Raw genomic sequence first — 13,926 nt, 5'->3', positions numbered from 1 at the left:
ATGAGTCAGTTGGAAGAGTCTATTTTAAATATAGAGAACCTGCATGTGCATACGAAAACGCCGCAAGGAACCATTTCTCTCGTTCAGGAAATAGCATTTGAGGTAAAGCGCGGTCAAATTGTTGGATTAATTGGTGAGAGCGGATGCGGAAAAACGGTGACAAGTATGTCGATCTTAAACATGCTTGATCGAAAAACAACGGAAGTGACTGGCAGTATCACTCTACAAGGTCGAGAATTGATCGGTTTGAGTGAACAGCATATGCGGTCTATTCGTGGCAAAGATCTCTCATATATCATGCAAAATCCAATGAATAGCTTTACGCCTGTATGGACGATTGGACATCAATTGATTGAAACAATCCGCCGGCATACAGCTGTCAGTAAAAGGCAGGCACGGGTCCAGGCAATTAAAGCCTTAGAGAAAATGAACCTGCCGCATCCAGATCAATTACTGAGTAAGTACCCTTTTGAATTAAGCGGGGGGATGCTCCAGCGTGTCATGATTGCTATGGCTGCCTGTATGCATCCGCCTCTGATCATCGCAGATGAACCGACAACCGCATTAGATGTACACAATCAGAAGCTGGTGCTTGAGCACTTGAATCAAATTCGTCATGAATACGGAACGGCGATTTTGCTCATTACCCACGATCTTAGTGTGATTGCGGAAATGGCAGACGAGGTTGTGGTGATGAAACAAGGAAAAATCGTTGAAAAGGCTGAAGTTCTTGAGCTTTTTGAACACCCGAAGCATGATTATACAAAGAAACTTTTAGCAGCTCGTCCATCCATGTCAGCTGTTTGCACGATTTGAGGTGAGAAGACCGTTGCATTTAATAGAAGTGAAAGCAGTGAGTCATTCATATGGCAACCGATCGTTTCTGATGAGGACAAAAGGGAGAACCCCTGTCCTGAAAAACGTTCATTTGACCATTGAAGAAGGCACTTGTCTTGGGCTATTAGGTCAAAGTGGTGCAGGGAAAAGTACACTCGGCCGCATCATCCTTGGACTAGAGAAGCCGAGTAGCGGACAAGTTCTGTTTGAAGGTCAGGATATCATTCGTGCAGATCAGCGGACACATCAGCATTTCCGCCGACATGTACAAGCGGTATTTCAAGATTCATATTCAGCGGTGAATCCAAGGTGGACAGTGGAACAAATTATATCTGAGCCGCTTGAAAATTATGAACCAATGAACCGTAAAAATCGTCAGCATATACTCATTCACTGGTTAGAAAGAGTAGGGCTCAGTGAGCAGGATTTGTCCAAGTACCCATACCAATTTAGCGGCGGCCAGCTACAGCGGATCAACATCGCCAGAGCACTGGTGCTTCAGCCAAAGCTCATTGTGCTGGATGAATCAGTCAGTAGCTTAGATATGGTTACGCAGGCAGTCATTTTAGATTTGTTAGTCGAATTAAAGAAAGAGCTGAAGCTTGCATACTTATTTATCACACATGATTTGACAGCGGCCTATCATTTAAGTGATCAATTAGCGATTCTTGATCAAGGTGAGCTTGTGGCTCAGTTTCAATCGAAGGATGATTTCTTTATATCAGAGCACGAAGCTGTGCTGAAAATGAAGGAGGCAACGCTCGCCAGCCACCCTTTGTCTCGAACGATTGGCAGGCCGGTTCGTTAACTTTTTCATTCCCTCAATGCCTCTTTTAAGAGAGGCTATTTTTCATGAAAGGCAGGTGGCATCGTGAACCATCGAGCATATTTAGCTTTGGCGATCCCTTTAACCATTTCAACGATGACCACGCCATTACTTGGAGCTGTCGATACAGCAGTTGTTGGCCAGCTTGCCAACCCCGCTTATATAGGAGGCGTCGCAGTCGGCAGTCTCATTTTTAGTACATTGTACTGGCTGTTTGGTTTTCTGCGGGTAAGTACTTCTGCTTTTGCTGCCCAAGCAAACGGAGCGCAGAACGAGGAGCAGGGTGTTCTTGCTTTTCTAAGGCCTTTTTTGCTAGCTATTATCGTCGGACTTTGTTTTATTGCTCTTCAATGGCCCATTATTCAATCCGCATTATGGATCATCTCTCCTGCTGCTGATGTGCGCCAACATGCAGCGGACTATTTTCATATTCGGATCTGGGGAGCGCCATTTACCTTGATGAATTACGTCATACTCGGCTGGCTGATGGGGATGGCAAAAATGAAAGAAGCCCTTTCTTTACAAATTTTGATCAATGTCATGAATATGATCTTGGCATTGATCTTAGTTCATGCGTTTTCTTTTGCCGTCAAAGGTGTGGCAGCGGCGACTTTGATTTCTGAACTCACTGCTTTTGTGTTAGGGGCCTGGATCATCTTGAAGCATACGTCAAACGGTTTTCGGATGCCGTCTATCCAGCAGGTGATGGACACACGTGCAGTAAAGAAAATGTTTCATGTGAATAAAGACTTATTTATCCGAACGATCTGTCTGCTTGTTGTGATCAACATGTTTACAGCAAAAGGAGCTTCTTTCGGAACAGAGCAATTGGCGGCGAATGCCATTTTATTTCAAATTCACTATATCATGGCCTATTTGTTCGATGGATTTGCCAATGCGTCCAGCATCCTTGTCGGTAGATCAGTAGGTGCGAACGACCGAGCGCTTTATGATAAAACTTTAACCCTTTCGAGACAATGGGCAGTTGTGATGGCATGTGTCATTGCGGCAGGTTACTTTTTCTTTAAAGTACCGATTTTGAGCCTGTTTACAAATTTGCCTCAGCTTCTTGATGTGACACTGCAATATGCCGATTGGCTCGTTCTTTATCCGTTTGCTGCTTGCTTTGGTTTGGTGATGTATGGTGTATTCACAGGTGCGACAGAAATTGCTCCTGTTAGGAATTCAATGCTCTTTGCGATGATTTTGTTTGTGGCTGTTCAAGCGGCAGTCATTCCGATATGGCACAATCACGGACTATGGTTTGCCTTTATCATTTATACTTTAGGGCGGTCAGGCTTTTTGATGATGTACAAATCGAAGCTGGATCAAAAGCTTTTCCTGCATGAAAAACACCCTTTGCAATCATGAGAAAGGGTGTTGTTTGTCGTCCATTTATTCGCCTTCTTTTTTCACCTTTTGGTACGCTTCATCGAGATGCTGAATTCGCTTCAAGACAACAGCATTTTTCGTCAATTGGTCCTGCACAAGTGTAGAAACCACCGAACGATAATAAGCGTTCATGGCATGAATCTTGTCTTCATGTTGATTCATGGCAATGTGCTGTTTTAAATTGTCGATAAAGTATGGAACGGAAAAAAGTTCAGACATGGAAATCACTCCTATTTCGTATATACGGTCCGTCAATCTTCATGTAAAATGATGAGAGGGAGGGGAGACAATGAGCCTTAAACTGCAACAAGAACTAGTATTAAAGCAGGTACTCACGCAAGAACTCAGGCAGGCGATTACGCTGCTACAATTGAATTGTGCAGAGCTGGGTGAGTATCTGGATCAGTTAGCGCTTGAGAACCCTCTGATTGAGCGGAAAGACACGGACAGCTATCAACCAGTTTATCATAAAAGAACGCAAGATCGAATGACAGAGCCGTATCGTACGCATCAAAAAGAAAGCCTGCAAATGTATTTAAAGAGACAGGCCATTGATTTGAATTTAAGTGAAAAGAATCAAAGGATTTTTCAATTTATGATTGAGTCCATTGATTCCAATGGCTATTTAAATGAACCGATTGACCAAATGGCCGCTGCTCTAGGGGCTTCGGCAGAAGAAGTAGAAGCTGTTCTTCATCAGCTTCAGTCATTAGATCCTGCCGGTATTGGCGCTAGATCATTGCAAGAATGCATCCTGCTCCAGCTTAGACGAAAAAAGGATCGCTGGTATGAAGCAGAGCTGATCATCGAAGGGCATTTCTTTCTTTTCGCAAGGAAGGCTTGGAAGGAAATCGCAGCTAAAACAGGTATGTCGTTGAAAACCCTGCAAGCCATACAAGATGAGGTGTCGCTTCTCGAACCAAGACCAGGCCTTCATTTCTCTTATGAAGAAGAGGATGTGTATATAGAACCAGATGTGTTGATTACAGCTGCAGGAGGTCACATCACATTCGAGCTGAACCAGCGTGCTTTTCCGGACATTGAAATGAATGAAGGGTATTTCGCCATGATTCAAGATCAAAAGCGGCATGAAGCATATGCATATTTAAAGGAAAAGCAGCAGCAGTACAATTGGCTTGTTCAAGCGCTGAAGCAGAGAAAACAAACGATGACAAATGTCGTTCGTGAGATTATCTTACAACAGACTGATTTTTTCCTGACCGGGAAGCATAAAATGAAACCGCTTACGATGAAGCGGGTTGCAGATATATTACAAGTGCATGAGTCGACAGTGAGTCGAACAGTCAAAGGGAAAATGGTGCAGACCCCTTATGGGTTAATGGAAATGAAACAGTTTTTCCAAGCGAAACTAGAAGGGCATTCGCTAGAAGAAGCATCCAGCTACACAGTGAAGACGCACATTGCAGAGCTGATTCAATCAGAAAATAAGAAAAAACCGTATTCGGATCAGCAAATCATGACGCAACTTCAGCAAACCTTTGGTATCCGTGTCTCTCGCAGGACTATTGCCAAATATCGTGAGCAAATGAACCTTCCGTCTTCCACGCTGCGGAAACGCTATGATTAAAAAGAAGCACATGCCAGAAACAATGGCACGTGCTTCTTTTTTGATGAGTGGAAGAGCGATCGAAGATTTCTTGAGAATTGAGAAAAGGGGAGAGGTGTGATCTGAATTTTGGGGTAAAGTATAAGATAGGGCATGAGTTGATAGGAAGACAACAGTGATGAGGTGAGACCAATTGAAATATAAACAAATTAAAACGAAAAAAATATATGAAGAAATTGCGGACGCATTAGTCGAATCCATTCGAACGGGGGAGCTACTTCCGGGGGAAAAATTAGACTCGGTTCAAGCACTTTCTGAAAACTTTCAAGTCAGCCGTTCCGCTGTGAGAGAGGCGCTGTCCGCTCTGAAAGCGATCGGATTAATAGAGATGAAGCAAGGAGAAGGCACATATGTGAAGCAGTTCGATCCTGAGCAGCTCACATTTTGTTTATCTCCTGCTTTTTTGATGAAGCAGCAGGATATCGCGCAGCTTCTTGAAGTGAGATCAATCATTGAATCAGGTGCTGTCAAAAAGGCAGCATTGCTGCGGACAGACGATGACCTCCATCGACTGCGTGATGCACTTGAACAAATGAAGCGTGCAGAAGCGTATAAAGAAATTGGTGAGGAGGCAGACCTCACATTTCATCTTGCCATCGCCAAAGCCTCAAAGAATCATTTACTAGAGGCTTTAATGAATCAGGTCTCAACCTTGTTAATGGAAACGATGCGAGAAACAAGAAAAGTCGTGTTATTCTCAAGAAAAGCGTCCATACATCAGCTTTACAAGGACCATGAACGAATTTATCAAGCTATCATGGACAAACAGCCAGAAGAAGCAGAGCGGGCGATGCTCACACATTTGGAAAAAGTAGAACAACTTCTTGGTGATGTGCTGCAAGAACAGGAAGGAAAGCCAGATATACAATAAGCTGTGCCGAAAAGCGGCACAGCTCAGCGTGTAGACAAACCCTCGCATTCTTTGTCAGTCCTGCGCGCTGGTACTCACGAATGTCAAATTCGCTCCGTGCCAGTACTCGTCCTTCCTAGACTGCAAAGGTTTTCTATCACGCTGAAAAGAAGACAAAGGGCTAAAATAAAGGTCATTTTAGCCCTTTGTCAACAATCTAAGCTGTGCCGCATAAGGGCACAGCTCTATTATTGAAGAGAAATATGCAATTTTTTCATTCGATATTGCAGACTTTGCCTGCTCATGCCCAATATCTTTGCAGTCTGTGAAATATTGTCGTCCATTTTATTTAAGTAATGGACGATGTATTGTTTTTCAAATCGTTCCATTTGGGTTTGGAAATCAGTCGTATGTTCTGAGCTCGTGTAGACGAAGGTATCAGCTGCAGCTGTAGGCTGCACCGGACTCATCTGCATGTGTTCACTAGGATGACCTTCTCCTTGCTTGAATCGGAAATGGTAAGGAAGGTGATGCAAGCTTAAGGATGTTTCGTCCATCATCATATTCATCCCAGCTTCAATCACATGCTCCAGTTCTCTTACATTGCCCGGCCAATGATACGTTTGGAACAGGGCAAGTACCTCTTCATCAGCCGCCTTCACATTCATTTGAAACAGTTCATTATATTTTTGAATAAAATGCATGACAAATGTGGGGATGTCTTCTTTTCGCTCAGAGAGTGGCGGGATAAACAAGGTGACAATGCCAAGCCGGTAAAATAAATCCTTTCGCATCCGTCCACCTGCGATCGCATCTACAGGGTCCTCATTCATATTAGCAATCACTCTCACATCAATGGCGATTTCCTTTGTACTGCCTAACCTTCTTACACGTTTCTCTTGCAAGACGCGCAATAGTTTTGCTTGAAGAGCTGGGTGTAATGAGTTGATCTCATCTAAAAGCAGTGTACCTCCTTGTGCTTGTTCGAATAGACCCGGCTGATCTGTTGCCCCTGTAAAAGCCCCTTTTTGTGTTCCAAAAAGCAGACTTTCAATCAGGTTATCAGGCAGTGCTGCACAATTCTGCGTAATAAATGGTCCAGATGAACGGCTGCTGCCATTATGAATGCTTTGTGCAAATAGTTCTTTCCCCGTCCCTGTCTCACCAACAATCAGCACATAAGAAGAGGTACGTGTGGCTCGTTTCGCATGTTCAATCACTTCTAAAAAGGCAGGACTCTCCCCAATGATTGAATCAAATGTAAAGCGTGTGTTTCCTTTTTTCTTCATATTGTGATGAATGAGCCGTTCCAGTTTCGTGACATCATTCGAAATTTCAACTGCCCCTTGAATCAAACCGTCTCGAACGAGCGGGTATGTATGGTTAATCGTTGTGATTTCTTTTCCATTGTAGTTGTGATACGTCTGCTTTGCATGAACCGTCTGTTTCCCGGTTCGCAGCGCTTGGACAAGTGTACTGTGCATCTCGTCCTGAAACACAAAGAGGTCTAAGACATTTTTATAAAGGACATCAGAACGTTTTAAAGATTCGATCTCCATCATTTTTTTGTTATAAACAATGGTATTGCCATTTTCGTCAATGGCGTGAACCCCAACATCAATTAAATCGAGCATTTGTTTATATAGATCAATCTCATTTTCGAGCTTTGCGGTATGCTGATCTTTTTTCACTTGCGCCACCTCCAGACATTACCTCTATTTTACATGAAAAATTTTGCGGTTTCCTCTAAATAATTTTGCATATGCAAAATTATTTTGCTTTAAAGATGAGCACAATCCTAGGCACAGAGCGATCACTAAGTTGGCATGATCCTTGCATAACATAAGAGTGAAGATGAACCCAATCAAAAGAGGCAAGCTTATAGAAGGAGGAATACACGATGACACAGACAAAAGCATTGATTCATCAAACAGAACAATACGGTGCGGCGAACTATCATCCGTTGCCAATTGTGATTTCAGAGGCTGAGGGAGTGTGGGTGACTGATCCTGAGGGCAACCGCTACATGGATATGCTCAGTGCATATTCTGCAGTGAACCAAGGACATCGCCATCCCCGCATTATTGAAGCGCTTAAAACACAAGCTGACCGCGTGACACTCACATCAAGGGCCTTCCATAATGATCAGCTTGGCCCATGGTATGAGAAGATCTGCAAATTAACGAATAAAGAGATGGCATTGCCGATGAATACAGGAGCAGAGGCTGTGGAAACGGCGATAAAGGCAGCGAGACGATGGGGCTATGATGTCAAGGGTATCGAAGAGAATCGGGCAGAAATCATTGCATGTACCGGGAATTTTCATGGTCGTACAATGACGGCTGTGTCACTTTCTTCGGAAGCAGAATATCAAAGAGGTTTCGGTCCGATGCTTCCGGGCATAAAGTTCATCCCTTATGGAGATATTGAGGCGTTACGCGAAGCGATCACTCCGCAAACAGCAGCTTTTCTCTTTGAACCGATTCAAGGGGAAGCGGGCATTGTCATGCCGCCCGAGGGCTTTATAAAAGAGGCAAAAGCGATCTGTGAGAAGGAACATGTGTTATTGATCGCAGATGAAATTCAAGTGGGATTAGCGCGGACTGGCAAGATGTTTGCATGCGACTGGGAAGGCATTGAGCCGGATATGCTGATTCTTGGTAAAGCACTTGGCGGCGGGGTATTCCCGATCTCATGTGTTGTAGCAAATCGTGATATTTTAGGTGTGTTTAACCCAGGATCTCACGGGTCTACCTTTGGCGGGAATCCTCTTGCGTGCGCAGTATCGCTAGCTGCACTAGATGTTTTAATCGACGAGAAGCTTGCCGAGCGCTCATTGGAGCTTGGGGAATATTTCAAAGACAAACTGTCACGCATTCAAAGTCCTGTCATTAAGGAAGTGCGCGGGCGTGGACTATTTATTGGAATGGAACTGACTGAGGCAGCTAGACCCTATTGCGAGAAGCTCAAGCAAGCCGGGCTGTTATGCAAAGAAACCCATGAGACAGTAATTCGATTTGCACCGCCGCTCACCATTTCAAAAGAAGACTTGGATTGGGCAATCGCTCATATCGAAGCGTTATTTCAAGCATAAATGATCAAGGGAGAAGACTTCAAATTCTCCCTTTCTCTTTCAATGAACGGCGAATTTTGTCAAAGGTTGATGAATAGAAGAGTGAAAGTGGGGAAGCGGATTTGAAGCCAGAACAGCATAATGAATTAGAGCGTTCCATGAAAAGCAGACATCTCTTTATGATTGCCTTAGGTGGGGTCATCGGAACAGGCCTTTTCCTTGGGTCAGGACTCATTATTCATCAGGCAGGCCCAGGGGGAGCCATTCTTTCGTTTATCATTGGCGGATTGCTCATGTATTTGGTGATGCTCTGTCTTGGTGAATTAGCAGTGGCGATGCCGACAGCTGGTTCCTTTCAGGAGTATGCAACCAAATATATAGGTCCGTCCACAGGCTTTATGATCGGCTGGCTTTATTGGTTTAGCTGGGCATGTACAATTGGACTTGAGTTTACATCAGCAGGTATTCTACTCCAAAGGTGGTTCCCAGATATCCCTGTTTGGCTTTGGTGTCTTGCCTTTAGCGTCATCTTATTTTCCATCAATGCCATCTCGGCACGCAGTTTCGCTGAAACAGAGTTCTGGTTTTCAGCCATCAAGGTTGCTGCGATCTTATTGTTTATTATCATTGGAATTGGCGCAATTTTCGGAATGATTCACTTAAAAGGCGGGGAACCTGCCCCGCTATTTCGTCATTTGACGGATCATGGCGGCCTTTTTCCTAATGGTCTTTTGGCGATTTTATTAACCATGGTCACAGTCAATTTCTCCTTTCAAGGAACAGAGCTTGTAGGGATTGCAGCAGGTGAAAGTGAAAGTCCGGAAAAAACACTCCCGCGTTCTATTCGGAATATTATTTGGCGGACGATGGTCTTTTTTGTTTTATCGATTGCGGTTCTTGCAGCCCTTCTTCCATGGCAGACCGCCGGCGCAGTGGATAGTCCGTTTGTTGTGGTATTGGACAAGGTCGGCATACCATACGCCGCAGATATCATGAATTTTATCATCATTACAGCCGTCTTATCTGTAGCGAACTCTGGATTATATGCATCATCACGTATGCTATGGGCGCTTTCAAAAGACGGGAAAGGACCTGTTTTCACGAAAAAATTATCCAAACGTAAAATCCCGATCAATGCCTTATTGGTGACAATGGGTGTATCCGCTCTATCACTGCTCACGAGTGTTGTAGCACCAAAAACGGTATATGTCTGGCTCATATCCATTTCGGGTATGGTGCTTGTCGTTGTTTGGATGTCTATTTGTTTATCCCAATACTTCTTTAGGAGACAATTCATAAAAGAGGGCGGAGATGTAAAGAATCTTGTCTTCCGAACGCCTTTTTATCCATTTGTGCCATTAGCAGGCTTTATCGCATTTGGCATTGTTCTTATCAGTTTATTCTTTATTGAGGATCAGCGGATTGGTCTTTATTGCGGAGTTCCATTTATGGCCGCCTGCTACATCATTTACTACCTCAAGATTAAACCGAAGGAAGATGCGAAACGATTTAATGAAGAGAAAGAAACGATACCGAAAACATAAGCAGGCGGCTTTTGACCGCCTGCACCTTTTCAAAGACAAATGCATTCAATATAGAAGAAAATAAATAGTTTGAAAAAAATAAAATAGCGGAAAGCTAGATGACAAGCAGGTTATCGGTCAAAATGTGTCTATTTTTTGTCTAAATGTGTTTGTAAGAGTTGAAAATGCAAGATTATCCTGTTAAAATAATTAAAGAAAGCAGGGATTGATTTTTTTTGGCTGTGGCGGGACGTTTTTTGTCACAGTGGGACGTTTTTAGTCCAACGTGAAAAGAAAGGGTCGTTAGCCATGAATCGTTTATTGGAAGCTCAAAAAAAATTATTACCAGATCTTCTCACAGTTATGCAAAAACGCTACGACATTTTGCAGTACATCAGATTAGCTGAACCAATTGGTCGCAGAAGTCTTGCGACAAGTCTTGGTCTGAGTGAACGTATTTTAAGAGCTGAAGTTCAGTTCTTAAAGGAACAAAATCTGCTGGATGTCAAAACGAGCGGTATGATGCTGACGACTGAAGGTCATGCTTTGCTTGAAATGCTTGAAGGAATGATGAAGGACGTTTTAGGTTTAACCTTTTTGGAAAATACATTAAAGAGGAAATTAGGCCTGGAAGAAGTCATCATTGTTTCTGGTGACAGCGATGAATCCCCGTGGGTGAAGCAAGAAATGGGAAGAGCTGCTGTCCAGTGTATGAAAAAAAGGTTTACTGGAAATAATATCGTCGCCGTCACTGGCGGAACGACGATGGAAGCTGTTGCCGAAATGATGACCCCTGATGCCAAAAACAGAGACATGATGTTTGTCCCTGCGAGAGGCGGTCTTGGGGAGAATGTAAAAAATCAGGCAAACACCATTTGTGCCCACATGGCTGAAAAAGCTTCCGGTACTTACAAACTGCTGTTTGTTCCAGGACAGCTGTCAGAAGGTGCTTACTCTTCCATTATTGAAGAGCCGTCTGTCAAAGAAGTGCTTCAAACGATTAAATCATCCACGATGCTCATTCATGGAATCGGTGAAGCAAAAACAATGGCGATGAGACGAAACACACCCGCTGAAGATTTAAAAAAGATTGATGAGCATGACGCAGTGACAGAGGCTTTTGGCTATTACTTTAATCGTAATGGCGAGGTCGTCCACAAAGTGCACTCCGTCGGCATGCAGCTAGATGATTTAGAAAGCATTCCACACATCATTGCTGTTGCAGGTGGATCATCAAAGGCTGGGGCCATTGAAGCTTATTTCAAAAAACCCCGCCGAACGGTTCTCGTCACAGACGAAGGAGCCGCAAAAGAGTTATTAAGGGAGTCAATTGATCCCTCAATATAAAACATTGTGACCTATAAAAGGAGGAAACATCATGGCAGTAAAAGTCGGTATTAACGGATTTGGACGTATTGGACGTAACGTATTTCGTGCAGCATTAAACAATCCTGAAGTTGAGGTAGTAGCGGTTAACGATCTAACAGACGCTAACATGCTTGCACACCTTTTACAATATGACTCTGTTCACGGAAAACTAGATGCAGAGGTTTCTGTAGACGGTACGAACTTAGTAGTGAACGGTAAAACAATCGAAGTATCAGCTGAGCGTGACCCTGCGAAATTAAGCTGGGGTAAACAAGGCGTAGAAATCGTTGTTGAATCTACTGGATTCTTCACAAAACGTGCAGACGCTGCTAAACACTTAGAAGCTGGCGCTAAAAAAGTCATCATCTCTGCTCCTGCTAACGAAGAAGATATCACAATCGTTATGGGTGTAAACGAAGACAAATACGATGCAGCTAGCCACGATGTCATCTCTAATGCATCTTGTACAACAAACTGCTTAGCTCCATTTGCAAAAGTACTTAACGATAAATTTGGTATCAAACGCGGTATGATGACAACTGTTCACTCATACACAAATGACCAACAAATTCTTGATCTTCCGCACAAAGACTACCGTCGTGCTCGTGCAGCTGCGGAAAACATCATCCCAACTTCTACAGGTGCTGCGAAAGCTGTTTCACTTGTATTGCCTGAACTTAAAGGTAAATTAAACGGTGGCGCTATGCGTGTTCCAACACCTAACGTTTCTTTAGTTGATCTTGTTGCTGAATTAAATCAAGATGTGACAGCTGAAGACGTAAATGCAGCACTTAAAGAAGCGGCTGAAGGAGAACTTAAAGGAATCCTTGGCTACAGCGAAGAGCCATTAGTATCTGGTGACTACAATGGTAATGCAAACTCTTCAACAATCGATGCTCTTTCTACAATGGTAATGGAAGGCAGCATGGTGAAAGTCATTTCTTGGTACGATAACGAGAGTGGATATTCTCACCGCGTTGTTGACCTTGCAGCTTACATTGCAAAACAAGGTCTTTAATTTCTCACACTGAAGGAACTCACTTGGTTCTTTCCTAGAGACACGATATAATGAAGACGGACAAGGGAAGGGGAAGCATCCCTTTCCCTTTTTCTCTGTATTTATCCGTTCTGCACGATTTCTCGTTTTGATGAGGGCAAAATGGGAAAAGGATAAAGAGAGACTTGTCTAATGCGTAAGGAAACCAGAATAAAGGAGGATCTCCTGACGAGCATGAATAAGAAATCAGTAAAAGACATTGACGTAAAAGGTAAAGTTGTGTTCTGCCGCGTAGATTTTAACGTTCCAATGAAGGACGGAAAAGTGACGGATGATACTCGTATTCGCGCAGCATTACCAACGATTGAGTATTTAACAGGACAAGGCGCAAAGGTACTACTAGCTAGTCATTTGGGTCGTCCGAAAGGTCAAGTTACTGAAGAACTGCGTCTGACACCTGTAGCAAAACGTCTGCAAGAGCTTCTTGGACAAGAAGTGAAAAAAGCAGATGAAGCTTACGGCGACAACGTGAAAAAGCAAATCTCTGACTTAAAAGAAGGAGATGTGCTAGTGCTTGAAAACGTTCGTTTCTATCCTGGTGAAGAAAAGAACGATCCTGAATTATCAAAAGCGTTTGCTGATTTAGCCGATGTGTATGTCAATGATGCGTTCGGTGCTGCACACCGTGCACATGCATCCACAGCTGGTATTGCAGCGTATCTTCCGGCTGTTTCAGGCTTCCTCATGCAAAAAGAGCTTGAGGTTCTAGGAAAAGCCATTTCAAACCCTGATCGCCCATTTACAGCGATTATCGGTGGCGCAAAAGTAAAGGATAAAATCGGTGTAATTGAAAGTCTTCTTGATAAAGTGGACAACCTGATCATCGGCGGCGGACTTGCTTATACATTTGTCAAAGCACTTGGCCACGAAGTAGGGAAATCTCTATTAGAAGAAGACAAAGTAGATTTAGCGAAATCCTTTATGGACCGTGCAAAAGAAAAAGGCGTGAACTTCCTGATTCCAACAGATGTTCTGGTAGCCGACGACTTTTCAAATGATGCGAATACAAGCATTGTGCCAATCTCTGAAATTCCAAGTGATCTAGAAGCACTTGATATTGGAACAGAGACAAGAGAGAAGTATGCTGATGTCATTAAAAACAGCAAACTTGTTGTCTGGAACGGACCAATGGGTGTATTTGAAATCGATGCATTCGCTAAAGGAACAAAAGCAATCGCAGAAGCACTGGCAGAAGCAAAAGATACATATTCTGTCATTGGTGGTGGAGATTCAGCAGCAGCTGTTGAGAAATTTGGTCTTGCCGATCAGATGAGCCATATTTCTACAGGCGGCGGCGCTTCACTTGAATTTATGGAAGGCAAAGAACTTCCAGGTGTGACTGCATTAAACGATAAATAAGACCAAAACTGCTA

At 43.4% G+C, this 13,926-nt stretch carries 12 protein-coding genes; 10 read left to right on the top strand and 2 right to left on the bottom strand.

The genetic code is table 11. The features are described 5' to 3' along the window. The 3 genes from nikD (at nt 1) to ACSBQP_RS10400 (ending at nt 3,034) form a co-directional block, all read left to right on the top strand. Complete coding sequence (gene nikD, locus ACSBQP_RS10410) at nt 1–816, top strand: nickel import ATP-binding protein NikD (RefSeq protein ID WP_435028387.1); 816 nt, start codon at nt 1–3, stop codon at nt 814–816. A gap of 13 nt (nt 817–829) precedes the next feature. Further along, complete coding sequence (locus tag ACSBQP_RS10405) at nt 830–1,645, top strand: ABC transporter ATP-binding protein (RefSeq protein ID WP_435028386.1); 816 nt, start codon at nt 830–832, stop codon at nt 1,643–1,645. Between the two features lie 63 nt (nt 1,646–1,708). Beyond that, nucleotides 1,709–3,034, top strand: a complete 1,326-nt coding sequence (locus tag ACSBQP_RS10400; protein WP_435028385.1) for an MATE family efflux transporter — start codon at nt 1,709–1,711, stop codon at nt 3,032–3,034. Nucleotides 3,035–3,058: 24 nt separating this feature from the next. On the opposite strand, the gene yvfG is transcribed toward ACSBQP_RS10400, so the two are convergent. Continuing rightward, nucleotides 3,059–3,274 (bottom strand): protein YvfG, encoded by a 216-nt coding sequence (gene yvfG, locus ACSBQP_RS10395; protein WP_008347725.1) that lies wholly within the window; start codon nt 3,272–3,274, stop codon nt 3,059–3,061. A 70-nt stretch (nt 3,275–3,344) separates the two neighbouring features. On the opposite strand from yvfG, the gene rpoN reads away from it, so the two are divergent. Then, nucleotides 3,345–4,643 (top strand): RNA polymerase factor sigma-54, encoded by a 1,299-nt coding sequence (gene rpoN, locus ACSBQP_RS10390; protein ID WP_435028384.1) that lies wholly within the window; start codon nt 3,345–3,347, stop codon nt 4,641–4,643. A gap of 172 nt (nt 4,644–4,815) precedes the next feature. Continuing rightward, nucleotides 4,816–5,553, top strand: coding sequence for a FadR/GntR family transcriptional regulator (locus ACSBQP_RS10385; protein ID WP_079920534.1), 738 nt, complete (start codon nt 4,816–4,818; stop codon nt 5,551–5,553). 227 nt (nt 5,554–5,780) lie between these two features. Here ACSBQP_RS10385 and ACSBQP_RS10380 read toward each other — a convergent pair whose 3' ends face one another. Beyond that, the gene (locus tag ACSBQP_RS10380) at nt 5,781–7,223 is read right to left on the bottom strand and encodes a sigma-54 interaction domain-containing protein (protein ID WP_079920163.1); all 1,443 of its coding nucleotides are present in this window, start codon (nt 7,221–7,223) and stop codon (nt 5,781–5,783) included. 209 nt (nt 7,224–7,432) lie between these two features. On the opposite strand from ACSBQP_RS10380, the gene ACSBQP_RS10375 reads away from it, so the two are divergent. The 5 genes from ACSBQP_RS10375 to ACSBQP_RS10355 all read left to right on the top strand — a co-directional run bounded on the left by ACSBQP_RS10375 (nt 7,433) and on the right by ACSBQP_RS10355 (nt 13,912). Continuing rightward, entirely contained in the window at nt 7,433–8,626 is a 1,194-nt protein-coding gene (locus ACSBQP_RS10375; protein WP_435028383.1) for an ornithine--oxo-acid transaminase, read from the top strand. A gap of 137 nt (nt 8,627–8,763) precedes the next feature. After that, the gene (locus tag ACSBQP_RS10370; protein ID WP_048001988.1) at nt 8,764–10,149 is read left to right on the top strand and encodes an amino acid permease; all 1,386 of its coding nucleotides are present in this window, start codon (nt 8,764–8,766) and stop codon (nt 10,147–10,149) included. A gap of 288 nt (nt 10,150–10,437) precedes the next feature. Next, nucleotides 10,438–11,475 (top strand): sugar-binding transcriptional regulator, encoded by a 1,038-nt coding sequence (locus ACSBQP_RS10365; RefSeq protein WP_039963758.1) that lies wholly within the window; start codon nt 10,438–10,440, stop codon nt 11,473–11,475. Nucleotides 11,476–11,506: 31 nt separating this feature from the next. Further along, nucleotides 11,507–12,514 (top strand): type I glyceraldehyde-3-phosphate dehydrogenase, encoded by a 1,008-nt coding sequence (gene gap, locus ACSBQP_RS10360; protein ID WP_007500174.1) that lies wholly within the window; start codon nt 11,507–11,509, stop codon nt 12,512–12,514. 213 nt (nt 12,515–12,727) lie between these two features. Beyond that, nucleotides 12,728–13,912 (top strand): phosphoglycerate kinase, encoded by a 1,185-nt coding sequence (locus tag ACSBQP_RS10355; RefSeq protein WP_017359212.1) that lies wholly within the window; start codon nt 12,728–12,730, stop codon nt 13,910–13,912. Nucleotides 13,913–13,926 lie beyond the last annotated feature (14 nt).

Source organism: Bacillus sp. G402 (assembly GCF_051172515.1).
GTDB lineage: Bacteria > Bacillota > Bacilli > Bacillales > Bacillaceae > Bacillus > Bacillus altitudinis.
Note: the sequence above shows the minus strand (reverse complement) of the source record. Positions and strands in the feature narration are given on the sequence as shown.

Bases quoted from the DNA above. Each gene is read 5' to 3' on its own strand.
- nikD (WP_435028387.1), top strand. From the start codon at position 1: ATGAGTCAGTTGGAAGAGTCTATTTTAAATATAGAGAACCTGCATGTG.
- ACSBQP_RS10355 (WP_017359212.1), top strand. From the start codon at position 12,728: ATGAATAAGAAATCAGTAAAAGACATTGACGTAAAAGGTAAAGTTGTG.
- gap (WP_007500174.1), top strand. From the start codon at position 11,507: ATGGCAGTAAAAGTCGGTATTAACGGATTTGGACGTATTGGACGTAAC.
- yvfG (WP_008347725.1), bottom strand. From the start codon at position 3,274: ATGTCTGAACTTTTTTCCGTTCCATACTTTATCGACAATTTAAAACAG.
- ACSBQP_RS10375 (WP_435028383.1), top strand. From the start codon at position 7,433: ATGACACAGACAAAAGCATTGATTCATCAAACAGAACAATACGGTGCG.
- rpoN (WP_435028384.1), top strand. From the start codon at position 3,345: ATGAGCCTTAAACTGCAACAAGAACTAGTATTAAAGCAGGTACTCACG.
- ACSBQP_RS10370 (WP_048001988.1), top strand. From the start codon at position 8,764: ATGAAAAGCAGACATCTCTTTATGATTGCCTTAGGTGGGGTCATCGGA.
- ACSBQP_RS10365 (WP_039963758.1), top strand. From the start codon at position 10,438: ATGAATCGTTTATTGGAAGCTCAAAAAAAATTATTACCAGATCTTCTC.